At 61.6% G+C, this 15,842-nt stretch carries 15 protein-coding genes; 9 read left to right on the top strand and 6 right to left on the bottom strand.

Features of this window, described 5'->3' with window-relative positions; genetic code table 11:
* Positions 1-63: 63 nt before the first annotated feature.
* Complete coding sequence (locus CCICO_RS02020) at positions 64-498, top strand: hypothetical protein (RefSeq protein ID WP_018018795.1); 435 nt, start codon at positions 64-66, stop codon at positions 496-498.
* A 163-nt stretch (positions 499-661) separates the two neighbouring features.
* Entirely contained in the window at positions 662-3,349 is a 2,688-nt protein-coding gene (locus tag CCICO_RS02025) for an HtaA domain-containing protein (RefSeq protein ID WP_167540129.1), read from the top strand.
* Positions 3,350-3,529: 180 nt separating this feature from the next.
* Here CCICO_RS02025 and CCICO_RS02030 read toward each other — a convergent pair whose 3' ends face one another.
* The 3 genes from CCICO_RS02030 to CCICO_RS02040 all read right to left on the bottom strand — a co-directional run bounded on the left by CCICO_RS02030 (position 3,530) and on the right by CCICO_RS02040 (position 6,399).
* Positions 3,530-4,300, bottom strand: coding sequence for a heme ABC transporter ATP-binding protein (locus CCICO_RS02030; RefSeq protein WP_018018797.1), 771 nt, complete (start codon positions 4,298-4,300; stop codon positions 3,530-3,532).
* A 47-nt stretch (positions 4,301-4,347) separates the two neighbouring features.
* Positions 4,348-5,421, bottom strand: a complete 1,074-nt coding sequence (locus tag CCICO_RS02035) for a FecCD family ABC transporter permease (RefSeq protein ID WP_018018798.1) — start codon at positions 5,419-5,421, stop codon at positions 4,348-4,350.
* Positions 5,422-5,508: 87 nt separating this feature from the next.
* Entirely contained in the window at positions 5,509-6,399 is an 891-nt protein-coding gene (locus CCICO_RS02040; RefSeq protein WP_018018799.1) for an HhH-GPD family protein, read from the bottom strand.
* A gap of 81 nt (positions 6,400-6,480) precedes the next feature.
* Between CCICO_RS02040 and CCICO_RS02045 the strand changes: the two genes are divergently transcribed.
* Together CCICO_RS02045 and CCICO_RS02050 are read left to right on the top strand one after the other, a co-directional pair.
* Positions 6,481-7,110: a carbonic anhydrase gene (locus CCICO_RS02045; RefSeq protein WP_018018800.1), complete on the top strand. Its 630-nt coding sequence runs from the start codon at positions 6,481-6,483 to the stop codon at positions 7,108-7,110.
* A 101-nt stretch (positions 7,111-7,211) separates the two neighbouring features.
* Positions 7,212-7,880 carry a hypothetical protein gene (locus CCICO_RS02050; protein WP_026161287.1) on the top strand — a complete coding sequence of 223 codons (669 nt, stop codon included), beginning with the start codon at positions 7,212-7,214 and terminating at the stop codon, positions 7,878-7,880.
* 3 nt (positions 7,881-7,883) lie between these two features.
* On the opposite strand, the gene radA is transcribed toward CCICO_RS02050, so the two are convergent.
* The gene (gene radA / locus CCICO_RS02055) at positions 7,884-9,296 is read right to left on the bottom strand and encodes a DNA repair protein RadA (protein WP_018018802.1); all 1,413 of its coding nucleotides are present in this window, start codon (positions 9,294-9,296) and stop codon (positions 7,884-7,886) included.
* A 249-nt stretch (positions 9,297-9,545) separates the two neighbouring features.
* On the bottom strand, positions 9,546-10,130 hold the full coding sequence (locus CCICO_RS02060) for a hypothetical protein (protein ID WP_040357186.1): 585 nt from the start codon (positions 10,128-10,130) through the stop codon (positions 9,546-9,548).
* A gap of 492 nt (positions 10,131-10,622) precedes the next feature.
* Here CCICO_RS02060 and CCICO_RS02065 point away from each other — a divergent pair, with 492 nt between their 5' ends.
* From CCICO_RS02065 to rlmB, 5 genes are all read left to right on the top strand, one after another.
* Positions 10,623-11,201, top strand: a complete 579-nt coding sequence (locus tag CCICO_RS02065) for a CarD family transcriptional regulator (protein ID WP_018018805.1) — start codon at positions 10,623-10,625, stop codon at positions 11,199-11,201.
* Between the two features lie 16 nt (positions 11,202-11,217).
* Positions 11,218-11,952, top strand: a complete 735-nt coding sequence (gene ispD, locus CCICO_RS02070) for a 2-C-methyl-D-erythritol 4-phosphate cytidylyltransferase (RefSeq protein WP_018018806.1) — start codon at positions 11,218-11,220, stop codon at positions 11,950-11,952.
* Positions 11,945-12,433: a 2-C-methyl-D-erythritol 2,4-cyclodiphosphate synthase gene (ispF, locus tag CCICO_RS02075; protein ID WP_018018807.1), complete on the top strand. Its 489-nt coding sequence runs from the start codon at positions 11,945-11,947 to the stop codon at positions 12,431-12,433. The genes ispD and ispF overlap by 8 nt, the downstream gene beginning before the upstream one ends.
* A gap of 5 nt (positions 12,434-12,438) precedes the next feature.
* A complete protein-coding gene (cysS, locus tag CCICO_RS02080) occupies positions 12,439-13,815 on the top strand; it encodes a cysteine--tRNA ligase (RefSeq protein WP_018018808.1) in 1,377 nt (458 codons plus the stop codon).
* 130 nt (positions 13,816-13,945) lie between these two features.
* Positions 13,946-14,890, top strand: a complete 945-nt coding sequence (rlmB, locus tag CCICO_RS02085) for a 23S rRNA (guanosine(2251)-2'-O)-methyltransferase RlmB (protein WP_018018809.1) — start codon at positions 13,946-13,948, stop codon at positions 14,888-14,890.
* 493 nt (positions 14,891-15,383) lie between these two features.
* Here the strand turns inward: rlmB and CCICO_RS02090 are convergent, their stop codons facing one another.
* A complete protein-coding gene (locus tag CCICO_RS02090) occupies positions 15,384-15,806 on the bottom strand; it encodes a DMT family transporter (RefSeq protein WP_244263972.1) in 423 nt (140 codons plus the stop codon).
* Between the last annotated feature and the right edge of the window lie 36 nt (positions 15,807-15,842).

Genomic DNA, 15,842 nt, shown 5'->3' on the forward strand with positions numbered 1-15,842 from the left:
TTTACATGTTTGCGCAAAGGTTAATCTAAGAGCGGTCAAAAGTATAGGGTAGGCTAACTAGGTATGGACTACGATCGGGATTATTTTTCCACAGGAAAAGGCGACCTAGCTGTGTTCTTAGATGGGCGTAAATATTATGCTGTTACCCCCATAGAGAGGGGGGTGCTCGCGTTCGTCGTGGCGGCAGTTTGTGTTTCCATTGTGATGGGAAATGTCTACCTTTTAATTGGTTTTTCCACCGCGCTTGTGGGCACTGTGGTGGCCGTCTTCTTCCATCCCTTACGTCGTAGGCTGCGAGCGATGAACACTGCAGAAGTTTCGGCTCAAAGCGCTGTTAAAGCCGCTTCTGTGGCTGTGGGAATGTGGGTTCTAGTATTTATTCTCATCATTATCTTTTCCGCCTGGAACCCGCCGGTGGAGTGGATGGCAATGGTGGGTTATATAGTCACCGGTTTATGTTCGATTGCTGCAACGCAGCTTGCATTAAGCAATGTCTAAAAATATATAAACATCTATATCTGCCCCCGCCTATGTCGATATGATCAGGATGTATAGACGGATATCGTCCCCCCATTTTCGACGGTGTTCCGGATGTAGTTTGCTCAATAAAGACAAGGGCAGCCTAAGCGTGGGCTGTCGGAAACTATTGAGTGAGGTCACCGTGACAGCATCTAGCCGCATCCACCCTAAGGCGATTCTCGCCCGCACGATTGTGGCGTGTATGGCCGTCACCACTGTCTCCACGGTCGGGGTCATTCACCCTGGCGGATATGCCATGGCGCAGCACGGCGATGGCGGCGAGGTGGCGTCGACAAGCAATGTTGAGGCTGTGCAGTCCATGGAGTGGGCGTTGCGCGAGAGCTTTATCAACTATGTCGGCGGGGCGACTAGTGTCAGCGGCGGAGCGAGTAAAAATGCGGGAGACGATGATCTCGTCGAGCGTGGCTACCGCTTTGCGCTGAAAAACGTCAGCTTCGATGAGGGGAGCACTCAAACCCGCGCTGAGTTCAGCGGCACCGTGCATTTTTTGCAGTACTGCGGCGGGCAAGCCCCAGCGCGCGGCAACTGCGATCTTGACCTCGAGTTCAGCGATCCCACGGTTGTGGTGGGCGAGGATTCTTATCTTGAGGTGGATGTGTACGCCAAGCAGTACCCCAGCGGTGATGTGTTTGAGAAGAAGCGGGCGCGCATAGCCACGATTAACCCCTCCTCAGCCAGGTTCTCCCAGGATGGGAAGGTGGCGCGCTGGAATAATCTAGTGCCCACGCTCACCGTTGATGGGGTGCGGGCCTTTTCCAACTTCTATAACCTCGGCAGTCCGCTGGCGCCGGTCTCATTTTCCTATGTGGGTGCCGGTGGGATGCCAGCCGCGGCCGAGGGCGGGCGCAAGCTGGTGGGCGGGGTACGCACGGATCTCAAGGCGGGGGCATCGCGCGCTGTGTCTGTGGGGGACTATCTCGTGGTGGCCACAACGAATGCACTCAGTGTGGTCGATGCCCGTACGATGCAGCAGATCCACCACCTGCCGATTGTCTCTGATGGCAGTGTGTGGGTGATCTCGCCAGAACCTAACGTCCTTTTCTTCCTCGATGATGGGGTGGTCAAGCAGGCAACTGTGGGCCCGCGCGGGCTCGAGAACATCACTGAGGTGATCGCCAAGGACGAGGCCGGCCCGATCGCTGGGATAGCCAGCGCCCGCACCACCGAGGGCTGGGTGCTCTACGCCGTGCGCAACCTTGGCGCGGGCAACGCATCGCTGCTGAGCGTAACCAGCGATGGCAGCCGCAGCGAGCGGCCCATCCGCAATGTTCGCTCCACCATCGACGGGTTGGATTCCGCCTCTGATCTGGCGCTCAGCTCCATCTACGGCGAGAATTACTGGTTCTCTCCGATGCGTGATATGGCAGTGCTTGCCGACGGTTCCCTGCTGTTTTTCCCTGCAACCGGGGTGGATCGGGAAGATGGCACATGGCGGGTACCGCCGCTGCGCATCGATCCTCTCGCCGAAGAGCTCGAAACCACCGTGATACCTGGTGGCGAGGCTGTGGCCAGCACGATCCGCCCCTCCGGCATGGTGGTCGCTGGTGACACGGTGGCTTTCTACAACAGCCGCTACACCAAGGGCTCCCGCGTGCAGTTTTTCACCTACGACAACGGCGCGCTCACTGCGCTGAGCGATGCCGCCCAGATCGATGGCATCTACAGTATCTCGGGAATTGTGCCCCTCGATGATGGAACGGCAGTGGTGACAGCCGAGGGCGATGGATCTCTCAACGTGGTGGATATGGAAACGTTGCAGGTCAACGATAAACAGACCATCCCGAATACCAAGGGAACCAGCGGCACCACGCGGGTGCTCGTAGTGCGCAGCCGCGAAGACATCATCACCGGCGGGTTAGTGACCGACACCACTACCTACGAGGACTACCTCGAGGTGAATCGTTTCGCCACCAGCGAGGCGTTAGCTGTTGATAGCGAAGCCGAGGACAAAGAGCTTCTCGACGATGCCGCGGAAGACTCCGAAGATGACGGCAACTCGGGCGGTGAAAGCAGCGACAGCAGTGAAAGCACTGCGAGCCCGGAGAGTAGCGAAAGTAGCGAGCCCTCTGAGACTTCTGAGCCTTCCGAGCCTTCCGAGCCCGAGGAGAGCAGCTATTCGCCCGAGTCGAGTGAGCCGACCTCAACCGAGCCCACCGCAACCGAGCCCGCCCAGCCTGCTGAGCCCACCGCGACCGAGAGCGCCGGGACCGAGCCCACCGAGGATGCCGGTGGCGAGGATTCAGCTGAGCCCTCAGCCTCACCGGACGAGGCAGCCGAGAACACTGAGACGAGTGTGACGAGCACCCCGAGCTCCACCGAGGAAGCTACGAGCGAGCAACCTTCACCTACTAGCGCGGAGAGTTCCTCGCCCAGTGCTGAGACAACAACGCAAGCCAGCGCCGACCCCACGGCGGACCCGAGCACTCACCCCACGGAGCCCAGTGTCGAGCCGAGCGGGGAGCACACCTCCTCTCCGCAGCCGGCAGAAGAAACAGCTACGTCCGAGACCACTCAGGAAGAGGATCGCGCCCCCGCTGTGGAGAATGCAGAGCATCGCGAAGCTGGGGTGCACGATGGTAGCGCGGATGCTGATTCCTCGCCCCGGCCGGTCGAAAACCCGGTGGTTCCGATCTCTCAGCAGCAACGCGAGGAGATAGCGGAGGCAGCGGCAGCTGATTCGCCGTCGGATTTAGCGCGCACAGGGGCCGCGGTGCGCGGCTTGGCGATCACCGCTGGCATCATCAGCGTGCTTGGTGTGGCCTTGATCCTGCGTGCTCGCCTGCGGAGATCGAAGCAGGACATGCTCTAAAACCGCCGAGCTGGTCAACCTTCCGCGACCGCACAAGGCAACGTGCCCGAGTATCCCAGTGGTACTCGGGCACTGATGTGTGCGCGGTTATGCCTATACACCCCGCTTGCCCACTGGATCAGGTTCCGCTCGAGCACTAAAACAGCGCTGCTGCGGCGTGAGAGGGGTGAGTCGGATGTGCTAGCGGGGCCGAATCCACGGCTGATCGCCATCCCACGAGACATCTATGTTCCAGCCGTAGACCGCGCTCAGGATCTCAGGGGTGCACACCTCGCGTGGGGTGCCGGTAGCTGCGACTCGGCCGCGGTGAAGTAGCACGAGGCGGTCACAGTGGCGGGCGGCGGTGGCGAGATCGTGGACAATGATCAACACACCACGGCCACCGTTGGCCACCTCTCGAATTGTGTGCATGGTGGCCTCGGCGCGGCCGATGTCCATGGCAGCGATCGGTTCATCCAGAAGCATCGCCTGAGACTGCTGTGCAATCACGCGCGCTAGGGCTGCGCGGGCGCGCTCCCCGCCGGAAAGTGTTGACACCTCGCGATCGGCGAAATCGGTGAGATCGAGCAGCTCGAGGGCGTCATCTACGATCTTCGCATCGCGTGTCGGATCGGATGTCCACGGGGTACGACCCATGGCCACCACGTCAGCGACGCTAAAAGAGAAGGCCACCGAAGTGTCTTGCAGCATGACTGAGCGTAGCTGGCCGGCGGTGCGTGGGGAGGTGTCGGTATAACTGCGGCCTGCGAGCCGCACCTCGCCGTGAGTGGGGGAGTAGTCCCCAGATAGGGCCGCGAGCAGAGTAGATTTACCTGCCCCATTGGGGCCGATGAGTCCGAGGATCTCGCCGGGGTGAAGCTCGATGGAGATATCGCTGAGCAGTTCGCGAGTGGTGTTATCCACGGTGATGCTCACGGTGAGGTTATGTGCCGATAGCAGGGGAGTGCTCATGGGTGCGCGCCTTGGAAAGAATCGATCGTCTCGAATGATGGTCGGGATTAGATGTGGCCGCGCTTGAGTAGGTTGCGGCGCAGCAGCATGAAGAACATCGGCCCGCCCACGAGGGCGGTGAAGATACCGATGGGAAGCTCGGAATAGGAAATGAGGATCCTAGCCACCAGGTCTGCGCCGGTGACGAGGGTGGCGCCGCCGACTGCAGACAGTGGCACGAGCCAGCGGTTCGACGGCCCTATTCCTTGGCGCAGGATGTGCGGCACGATGAGCCCCACGAAGGAGATAATGCCGGCGAAGCTCACCGCCGCGGCGCACAGGGCGGTAGATAGGGCGATTACCGCAGGGCGTAGCAGTTTCATATTCGCCCCCGCGTGGGCGGCTGCTCGTTCGCCCAAAGCCAAAAGGTCCAGCGAGGGGGAGATGCGAATGGCGATAATCACGCACACCGTAATCGGGATCAGTACCGTCACCACATGCGGCCATTGCGCGCCGTTGAGGGAGCCCATCTGCCAGAAGATGATTTGCTCACGAGAGGTGGTGGGAGCTAGATACACCAAAAAGCTGATGGCTGCTCCGGCCACGGCATTGACTGCGATGCCGGTGAGGATCAGGGTCACCACCTTCACGCTGCCGCGAACAGAAGAGAGCATGTACACCAATGCCGCAGTGGCTATGCCGGAGATAAAAGCCAGTACGGGCACCGTCGCGGTGGAGACAAACACCAGGTTGAACACAATGGCCACGGCTGCGCCCACCGCACAACCGCTGGTCACGCCGATCACTCCAGGCTCGGCTAGTGGGTTACCGAGCAAACCCTGCAATAAAGAGCCTGCCACTCCGAGGGCCGCACCCACCAGCAGGCCGAGGGCGACGCGAGGCATCCGCACATTCCAAACCACCGAGTGAGTGGCATCCGCCCCAGCCGCATCAAAGGGGCCTGCCGCAAGGGATTCGAGGATGCGCTGCGGGGAGATGCCGTACTGGCCGAGCGCGATATTGGCGATCACGCTGAGTGCACATGCCCCGATGAGGCTTGTGATCCAGAGGCTGCGGTAGCGGTGGCTGCGGGGGCGCTGGGCAGGGGCGGAAGGGGCGCGCCGGGTGGTGAGGGCAGTCATGGGCTCCCTTGAGTCTGGCGAAAAAGATAAAGTAAGCCTACCCTGTTTATGGCCTGCTGCGGTAGTTAACGCCCCCTTTTAGCGCGTCTACTCGGGCAGGGCGAAAGCGTCCGTGCCCACCGCTTCTAGGAGGCCATCGTCCAGAAGCGAATACAGTGCCCGCGACAACTGCGCTTTGTCTTCCCAGATGGCATCAATCTCGGCGTGGCCCACGCGGGTGTGAGCCCGGGCGAGAGCCATGATCTTGCCCCGTACTTGGCGATCAGTTCCCTGGAACTTTTGCACCCGCTTCTTGCTGGCCTCCAGCTCCGCTGCGCTGGGTTCAGGGCATCCTAGCTGCTGCCATCGGCAGCTCGTGAGAACTGGGCACTCAAGGCAGTTCGGCGAGGACGCGGTGCACACCAAGGCGCCTAGTTCCATGATGGCGGTGGAGATCTCTGCGGCCTTGTCGTGGGTGGCGGGATCGTCTCCTTCTGGTAGCAGTGTCTCCACGTCGGCGAGGTCTTTTTTGCGGGCAGGCTGCGGAAGAAAGCGGCCGTGCACAGCCCGCGAGATCACCCGCCGAACATTGGTATCGACTACCGGTACGCGGCGTCGATAATGAAAAGCCAGCACCGCCCGAGCGGTGTAATCGCCGATTCCAGGCAGCGCCAAAAGCGCAGCTAGCTCGTCGGGGACCTCGCCATTGTGCTGCTCAGTGATGGCGCGGGCGCATTCCTTGAGCCGCAGCGCGCGCCGGGGATAACCAAGCCGGTCCCAGGCGGTGAGGATCTCCGCAGTGGAGGCCTCGGCCACATGCTGTGGGGTAGGCCATCGCTGCATCCAGTCCTGCCACCGGGGCTCCACGCGGGCCACTGGGGTCTGCTGGCTCATCACTTCAGAGACGAGCACTCCCCAGGCGGTGGTGCCGGGAGCGCGCCACAGCAGCGGGCGGCGGTGGGCGCTGAACCATGTGAGAAGTGCATCCGAGTCGATCATCTGAGTTCCTTAGCCTAGTAGCCACCCTCGTTTTGAGTAGTATCCACCCACGATGCCCTGCTGGAGTGGAACAATGACAGTATGGCTAAAGCAGAAAATCAGACGACTCTCACCCCACAGCAAGCGTGGGATGCGTTGCAGGAGGGCAACCAGCGGTGGCAGGCCATGAGCCCTGCGCATCCGCGCCAGAGCTCGCAGCGCCGTGAGGAGCTGCGCGAAGGCCAGGCGCCCAATGTGTGCGTGCTGGCCTGCTCGGATTCGCGCGCGCCCATCGAGACCATCTTCGATCAAGGTCTGGGTGATGTCTTCGTCATTCGCACCGCTGGCGAAACGGTGGACAATGCGGTGCTGGCCTCTCTCGAGTTCGCAGTAGAAGGCCTCGGTGTGCCGCTGCTGGTGGTGCTGGGGCACCAGTATTGCGGTGCGGTGGCCGCCACCGTCGGAGCTCTTGATGAAGGGCCCATTCCGGAGCGTTTCCAGCGCGAACTGGTGCAGCAGGTGGCACCATCTGTGATTGAGTCCCGCCGCAAGGGCAACACCACCACCGATGATTTTGAGCGGGAGCATGCCCTGCAAACCCTGAAGTCGGTGATTCACCGTATCCCTGTGATTCAGGAGCTTATCGACGCCGGCTCGCTTGGTGTCGTGGGCGCGCGCTACCGCATCGACGACGGCGTGGTGGAGAAGCTCGCCGCCCTTGGCGTTAACTAGGTCGTGCGCGCGAAGAATTGGGCGCTGAGCTGTAAGAACGAGGTAGACACGCCGGAGTGGCTGCGGGCCGGGGCGGCGGCGATGCAGTTAAGCTAGAAGCCGTGAACGCTCCCAGACCGCAGAAGAGACTGCCCGATGAGATCTACATGCGCCGCCGCGTGGCGGCCGTGGTGATCTTGGTTGTCGTCATTGGCCTGCTTGTGTGGATCATTAGCGCGCTGGCTGGTGGGGACGATAACTCCGCCGAACCAGATAACGCCGCCGACACCACCACCTCCAGCTCGTCCACCAGCGAGGATACGAGCTCGGAGACGAGTGAATCGGAGACCGAGGAGGCGTCGACAAGCGCCGAAACCTCCGCGAAAGAAGAGCCGAAACCTAGCTGCAGCCTGGAAGACCTTCAGATTGAGGCCAAGCTGAATCACGCCGAGTTCGCCCCCGGCCAGACCCCTGTCTTCTACATGGTGGTGCACAATCCCACCGAGGCGGACTGCACCATCGACTTGAGCAAGGAAGAGCTGCGCTACGAGGTCTATGACCTCGAGACAAACCAGCGAGTGTGGGCAGACACGGACTGCAACCCCCCAGAGGACGATTCCGAGAAGGTCTTTGAAGCGGGCAGCGACACGAAATACCAGGCACAGTGGTCCGTAACTACTTCCCAGCCTGGGCAGTGTGAGAATCGGCAGAAGGCACCCAAGGGCGCCTACTTCCTGCACACGGTGATCGGTGATAACGCCTCTGAGGCCATTACCTTCAACCTCATCTAGTCGTTAGCGCCTCGAATCCAAAGCCACGATCGCATCCTGGATCGTGGCTACTTCTGTAATATCCATCGATCGCGCCCCCTTGGGAGTTCCAGCGGCGAGGTTGCCGGCGGGAACAATGGCGCGGCTATACCCTAGACGGCTCGCCTCTACGAGTCGCTTGTCCGCATCCGGCACGCGGCGGATCTCCCCAGCCAGACCCACCTCGCCCAACACCACCGTGCGCGAGGGTAGAGGCCGGCGATTCATGGCACTTACCGTGGCCAGCGCCACCGCCAGATCGGCGGCCGGTTCGCTCACCCGCATTCCGCCAACGGTGGCCACATACACCTCTTTATCGTCCGAGCGTTTCTGGGCGCGCGCCGCCAAGACTGCGAGGATCATCGGTACTCGGGTGGCATCGAGACCAGTGACCGCACGGCGAGGATTCTTGGACTGGGTGTCCACCAACAGCGCCTGCACCTCGGCGAGCATGGGGCGCACCCCGTCCATGGTCACCGTCACCGCCGAGCCATCTGGGGTGGTGCCCATATGCGACAGGAAAAGCCCCGAGGGGTCTTTAACTTCCTTGATCCCCGAGGAGGTTTGCTCAAAACAGCCCACCTCGTCGGTGGCGCCAAAACGGTTCTTCATCCCGCGCAGCATGCGCAGCGAGGAATGCTTATCGCCCTCGAAGTTGAGCACCACATCCACGAGGTGCTCCAGCACCCTCGGGCCAGCCACGTTTCCATCCTTGGTCACATGGCCCACGAGGAGCACCGGGATCCCGGAGGCCTTCGCCATACTGGTCAGCGCCGCGGTGACCGCCCGGGACTGGGCCACTCCGCCCTGAACCCCATCGACATCGGCGGCGGTGACCGTCTGCACCGAATCCACAATCACCAATGAGGGCTGCAGCTGGGAGATATGACCGAAGATAGTGTCCAGATCCGACTCCGCCGCAAGATAGAGGCTGTCTCGCAGTCCGCCGGTGCGTTCGGCGCGCATACGTACCTGGCCCGCAGATTCCTCCGCGGTGACATACAGCGCGGTGCGGGTAGAGTCCCCCTCACGCTGGGCTGCCCAGCGGGCGGCCACCTCGAGCAAGAGCGTGGACTTGCCCACCCCTGGCTCACCGGCCATGAGCACGACCGAGCCAGGCACAATCCCCGCCCCCAACACTCGGTCCAGTTCAGAGATGCCGGTGGTCACCGCCAGCGAGGATGCAGGGTCAATGCTGGTGATCGACGTCGCCGCTGTAGTGGGCGTAAACCCTCGGGGCGAGCGCGAGCCCGCGCTGCCGCGTGTCGCTGCGGGGGCGGTGCCAGCCTGTTCCGAGAGCGTGCCCCATTCACCGCAACTCGGGCAGCGGCCCAGCCACTTCGGGCTGGAGTGGCCGCACTCGGAGCAGACAAATGCCGTTTTGGGTTTGCGAGCCATGGGGCGGGGCCTTTCTTCGGGAGGGGCGGCGGTGCGGTCAGTGGTCAGCGATGGTGCGGGGCACTGGAATGGCTAGCGGTGGTGCGACCAGCGGTGATGCGACGCGAAAGCAGCCGCGTGAGAGTGGTGATGCGAGCTTAGCGCCGAGGGAGACGCGAAGCGTGTGGGGATGCAAAAATCCGGCACCATCAACTCGTGCGGGAAAGTGCTGATGATACCGGACAGGGCACGTGCGCGATGTGGGGCGGTTTAGTTCTCCACGTCGCGGTCGTTCATGAAGGTCTCCTGCTGGTTGCCGGAGACAGTAGCGATCATCTCGATCGTGCCATCATCGAAGGTGAAGGTAACGCCGACATTGCCGCCGACGGGGAAGCCCGGGTTGTTCACGGTGGAGGTGGCGTAGGTGATGCAGGCCTCGCCCTTGCTCGGCTTCTTCAGTTCCTTAATGTTCTGCTCGGTGTCGGCCACCAAGGAGCAGTCCTGACCCAGCGAAGGATTGGCGGAGAGCTGAACCTCATTGCCATCAACCTTGATGGACTGGAGGGTGTGAGAGGTACCGCTGGGATCCTGGTTGATCGCAGTGAACTTCAGCCCAGTGGTGGCGTCATCCTCCACGATCACGTGGACATCACGCACAGCCATGAGACCATCCTCGGTGCCAGCGGAGGCACCGTCCACAGCGGCAACCTGGTCAGAGGTCTGAGTGACCTGGCCAGCGCCACAGGCGGCGAGTGCAAGGGCCGAGAGGCCGGCCACCGCAGCCAGTCCGGCGCGACGGGCTGCCGAGTTCAGTGGATTCTTCACGTTCAATGCCCTCCATCTAAGGCTTCGCATGGATCTAGATTATTAACAGTCACTCTAGCCAATTCTAAGGTTATTCACACAGTTTCTTCCCCGTACGGGGGCGAGAATGAGACAGGTATTACCGCCTGCTAAGTGCACACTATCCCACTGCGTGCCGCTGGTGTCACATGGCAGCGCGCGCCAGGGCGAACCCAGCCGCTATAGCCCCATTGTTCGTTGCAGTATCTGTCCGATAAAGGTGGCTGAACTGGGCGCATGTCCCTCCATCGACGCCTCGAGGTGGGGTGTCTGGGTAGCGAAGCGGTGTGTGGGGGCGGGTTCGCGAGACGGGTGGAGGCGGCGGCAGAGGGCGACAGCGAAGGCTCTCGCCGGCCTGAGGCCGCGGCCGAGGCAACGGTGCTGGCGTGCTAGAATAGACGCGCTTTAGCTATCAGTATCGCGGCGCTGTGCGCGGGCCGCGAACTGTGGAGCCGCCAACACAGTGAGTCACACATTTCCCCAGTGAAGAGAGTGCAAAAAAGTATGGAATTTAAGGTCGGAGACACAGTCGTCTACCCCCATCACGGTGCTGCCCGCATCGAGGCCACGGAGCAGCGGCAAATGGGAGACGAGGTGCTCGACTTCCTCGTGCTGCAGATTCTGCAGTCCGATCTGGTGGTGCGTGTTCCTGCCAAAAATGTAGAGCTGGTGGGCGTGCGTGACGTGGTGGGCGATGAGGGCCTGCGCAAGGTCTTCTCGGTGCTGCGCGATACGGACGTGGAAGAAGCCGGCAACTGGTCTCGCCGCTACAAGGCGAACCAAGAGCGCCTCGCCTCGGGTGATGTGAATAAGGTGGCTGAGGTAGTGCGCGATCTTTGGCGCCGCGATCAAGACCGTGGCCTCTCCGCCGGCGAGAAGCGCATGCTGGCTAAGGCCCGCCAGATTCTTGTAGGCGAACTGGCTTTGGCCAAGGAGTTGGACGAGTCCAAGGCGGAGGAGCTGGAGAAGCAGTACGCAGAGGCCATTGCCCGACACCGCGCCGCCGCCTCCGGTGTCACTGCCCCCGTCGAGGAAGATGACCTCGAGGACGTGGACCTCGACGATCTCAATTTCGACGACTAACACCACCCGCGCCGCCATGTCCCCCACAGTGACAGCGATCATCGCCGCAGCTGGTTCCGGCACGCGCCTCGGGGCGCCCATGCCCAAAGCTTTTGTGCCCCTGCGTGGCATTACCCTGCTGGAGCGCAGCATTACCGCGATGCTCACCTCCCAGGTGGTTGATGCCATTGTGGTCACGGTCAGTCCCGATATGGAGGACTACGCCCATCGTCTGCTGCGCAAGCGCGACTTAGACGAGGCGGTCACCGTGGTGCACGGCGGCGCCGAGCGTGCCGATTCTGTGTGGCGCGGACTGCAGGCTATCCCGCACACGGATGGTGTGGTGCTGGTGCACGATAGCGCCCGCGCTCTCACCCCGCCGGGGATGATCGCCCGCGTCGCCCGTGCCGTGATCCAAGGTGCACCCGCGGTGATTCCCGTGCTGCCGGTGGCAGACACCATCAAGCAGGTGCGTGAGGTTGAGGGGCACGTGCAGGTTGAGGCAACCCCAGACCGCTCGGCCTTGCGCGCAGTTCAAACCCCCCAAGGTTTCGACTTGGCAGCGTTACGCGAGGCCAATCGCGCTTACTTTGACCAGCCGAGTTTCGTGGCCACCGATGATGCCAGCCTGATGGAGTGGTACGGGGTGCCGGTGCACTGCGTCCAAGGCGATCCGATGGCCTTTAAAGTGACCACCCCCATGGACATGCTGTTGGCCACGCAGGTGACCGACAGTGCCGAATCCACGATTTTCGAGGTGCCTAGTGACTAGCCCCATCATTCCCCGAGTCGGCATCGCCACCGACGCCCATCAGGTGCAAGAAGGCAAAGACTGCTGGATTGCCTGCCTCCTTTTTCCCGATCAGCCCGGCTGTGAAGGGCATTCCGATGGAGACGTAGTTGCACATGCGCTTGTCGACGCCCTGCTCTCGGCGGCCAACCTCGGCGATTTGGGTACCTTCGTCGGCGTGGGACGAGCCGAGTATGACGGTGTCAGTGGGGAGCAACTGTTGCGGGAATGCCGCCAGCTGCTGAGCGAGAAGGGCTATGTCATCGGCAACGCTGCCGCCCAGCTTGTGGGCCAATCTCCGCGGTTAGGGCAGCGTCGACAAGAAGCAGAAGAAAAGATCTCCGAGATTTTGGGTTGCCCCGTGTCGATCGCGGCCACATCCACCGACCACTTGGGGTTCACGGGCCGCCATGAGGGGCGAGCCGCCGTTGCTACCGCCGTGGTGTGGCAACCGTTAGACTAAACGGCGTGACTCTACGCATTTTTGACACCGCAACCCGCAGCCAACGTGACTTTGTACCCGTGCGAGAAGGCCACGCCAGCGTCTATCTCTGTGGCGCTACCGTGCAAACCATTCCGCATATCGGGCACGTGCGCTCCGGTGTGGCTTTCGACATTTTGCGTAACTGGCTAGAGGCCAAGGGCCTCGATGTGGCGTTCGTCCGCAATGTCACCAATATTGACGATAAGATCCTGGCGAAAGCAGCCGAAGCCGGCCGCCCCTGGTGGGAGTGGGCCGCCACCCACGAGCGGGCCTTTACTTGGGCCTATGACCAGCTGGGCGTGACTCCGCCCTCGCTCGAGCCGCGCGCCACCGGCCATATCACCGAGATGATCGACTACATCCAGCGCATCATCGATAATGGCCATGGCTATGCCGCCGACGGCAACGTCTACTGCCAGCCCAGCACCATCGCCGACTATGGCGTGATCTCGGGGCAAAAACTCGACGAACTCGACCAGGGAGAATCCGCCGGTACGGGCAAGCGCGATCCGCGCGACTTCACTCTGTGGAAAGCGGCCAAGCCCGGTGAGCCTTCGTGGCCCTCGCCGTGGGGGCCGGGCCGACCCGGCTGGCATATCGAGTGCTCCGCCATGGCCACCACGTATCTCGGATCCGAGTTCGATATCCACTGCGGTGGGCTGGATTTGCAGTTCCCGCACCACGAAAACGAAACAGCCCAAGCCCACGCCGCCGGCGATGGTTTCGCCAACTTCTGGATGCATAACGGGTGGGTGACGATGTCCGGGGAGAAGATGTCGAAATCCCTGGGCAACGTGCTGTCGGTGCCGAACATTCTTGAACTGGTACGCCCAGTGGAGCTGCGCTACTACCTAGGCTCCGCGCACTATCGATCCATGTTGGAGTACTCCGAGCAGTCGCTTACCGAAGCCGCCCAAGGTTATCGCCGTATTGAGGCCTTCCTCGATCGAGTTGGTGCCGTGGAATCCACCACGTGGACCGAGGCCTTCGAGGAAGCCATGGACGATGACCTCGGTGTGCCCGCCGCACTGGCGGAGATCCACAACGCGGTGCGCCGCGGTAATCAGGCTCTGGCCGATGGCCGCGATGAGGATGCCCGCGTCTGCGCCGGCCAGGTGCGGGCTATGGCCGCAGTACTTGGTGTTGACCCGCAGTCGCCCGTGTGGGCCTCACGCCGCGAACAGGGCACCTCCGAAGCCACCAAGGCGCTCGATGTGCTGGTCAGTGCCGAGTTGGAGCGCCGCGCCGAGGCCCGCGCCGCCAAGGATTGGGCTACCGCCGATGAGGTGCGCGATCGTCTCAAGGCCGCTGGAATCACCGTGGTAGACACCAAAGATGGCGCGAGCTGGACATTAAGCTAAGCTAACCGGACGCGCTGGAACCACAGCCGCTTCAACGCGGCCGCGGGCCAGCCCACCGTGCACCCACGCCCGATCAGCATGGGCGGTGGGGATTGTGCGCGAGACGATGTGTGAGAAATTAGGGACAATCATGGGACAGAAAAACCGGCACGGCGGCGTGCGTAAATCCAATAAGAAGGGTGCCACCAAGGGCAGCGGCGGTTTGGGCCGTAAAGCTCTGCGCGGCAAGGGCCCCACCCCGAAGGCCGAGGACCGCGAATACCACAAGGCATACAAGGCCAAGCAGGAAAAGAAGCGCCGCGATCAGGGCCGCCACTTTAAAAAGACCACTATCGATGAGCTGGTGGTAGGCCGTAACCCGGTAGTGGAGTGCCTTCACGCCAAAGTGCCCGCCCAGACCCTCTATGTGGCAGCGGGAACTGCCTATGATGAGCGGCTCAACGAGGCCGTGACCCTCGCCAAGTCCAAGGACATCGCCATCGTTGAGGTTCCGCGCCCCGAACTGGACCAGATGACCGGCAACGGCCTGCACCAAGGAATCGGGCTACTCATCGAGCCCTATAAGTACAAGCATCTCGATGACCTCATCGCGGAGACCGCCGCGCGGCCCGAGCCAGGCATGGTGGTGTGCCTCGATAACATCACCGACCCGCGTAACCTTGGCGCGATCATCCGCTCTGTGGCTGCCTTCGGTGGCCACGGCGTGGTGATCCCCGAGCGCCGCTCCACCCAAGTGACCGGCGTGACTTGGCGTAGCTCTGCCGGTACGGCCGCCCGAGTGCCTGTGTCGAAGGTGACTAACATGACGCGCGCCGTCAAAACCTTCCAAGACAATGGCTACCAAGTGGTGGGTTTGGACGCCGGTGGGGACCACACCCTCGACACCTATGATGGCACCACTCCCGTGGTGATCGTGGTCGGCTCCGAGGGCAAGGGAATCTCCCGGCTGGTGCGGGAAAACTGCGACACGCTCATGTCGGTGCCGATGGCCGAGTGGGTCGAATCCCTCAACGCCTCAGTGGCAGCGGGTGTGGTACTCAGCGAGTTCGCCCGCCAGCGCCGTCTCGGGCTCTAGGCCCGTCCGAGTCTGTCGCAAGCGTCACCGAGCACCTCTGTGCTGGGATTCCGCTTCACGCAGCAGCGCCTCCCCTTATTTATCGATAGGGGAGGCGCTTTTAGCACGTCCAAAGAAGTGGGCGGAAAATAGGAACTTCACTGCGGTCACGACCTGTGAACCTAACATGCTTTGTGACTAGAAAAGCTACATCTTGGCGCTAGCGGGCTTAGCCTTACCTCTCTTTCAAACGATCGTTTCGCGAGCGAAGGCCTATGCCGTCTCGTGGCTGATACGAAATGGGGCAAAAATTATGCGCTACTGTCAGAGTTTGCCGGCGTCCTCCGCCAACGCTTAGTAGGCAAACCTATCGAAGAGGGCTCGAACCCAACTGCTTGATGCTGCTTAGCATGAAATCAGACATCCACGCAGACCTAACAGACAAGACGATCGTGGGATGTAAACATTCAACCGAGCGGAGATTCGAACCTACTCAACAAACCAATGTGAATCGTTAGCTTTTCACTCTCTGAGTCACTGCGATACAGACAATAACGATCACAGCTGCGGAGAAGATGATCGGATCGAGAACTTCGCCCATAAAGAGGATTGACCAGACAACTGTAAGCAAGGGTTGTGCGAGCTGAATTTGACTTGCCCGTGCTACTCCCATTTTCGCCATACCGGAGTACCACACGACGAATCCTAGGAACTGGGATACCCCGGCCACGTAGGCAAGCCCAAGAAGCCCCATAGCAGTGAGGTGGACAGGCTCATGCCCTAGCGCGAATCCAGTCACGATGAGATTCACCGGCAGTGCAACTACGTTACCCCATGCAATCACCTGCCAGCCTGGCATCGTTTTCGAGAGGAATCCTCCGTAGGCGTATCCCAATCCGCATGCAACAACAGCCCCGAAGAGGAGGATATCCCCCACGCTTGGCGCTCCCCCGTGCCGAAGAAGGGAAAATGC

Origin of the sequence: Corynebacterium ciconiae DSM 44920 (assembly GCF_030440575.1) — a bacterium.
Classification (GTDB): Bacteria; Actinomycetota; Actinomycetes; order Mycobacteriales; family Mycobacteriaceae; genus Corynebacterium; species Corynebacterium ciconiae.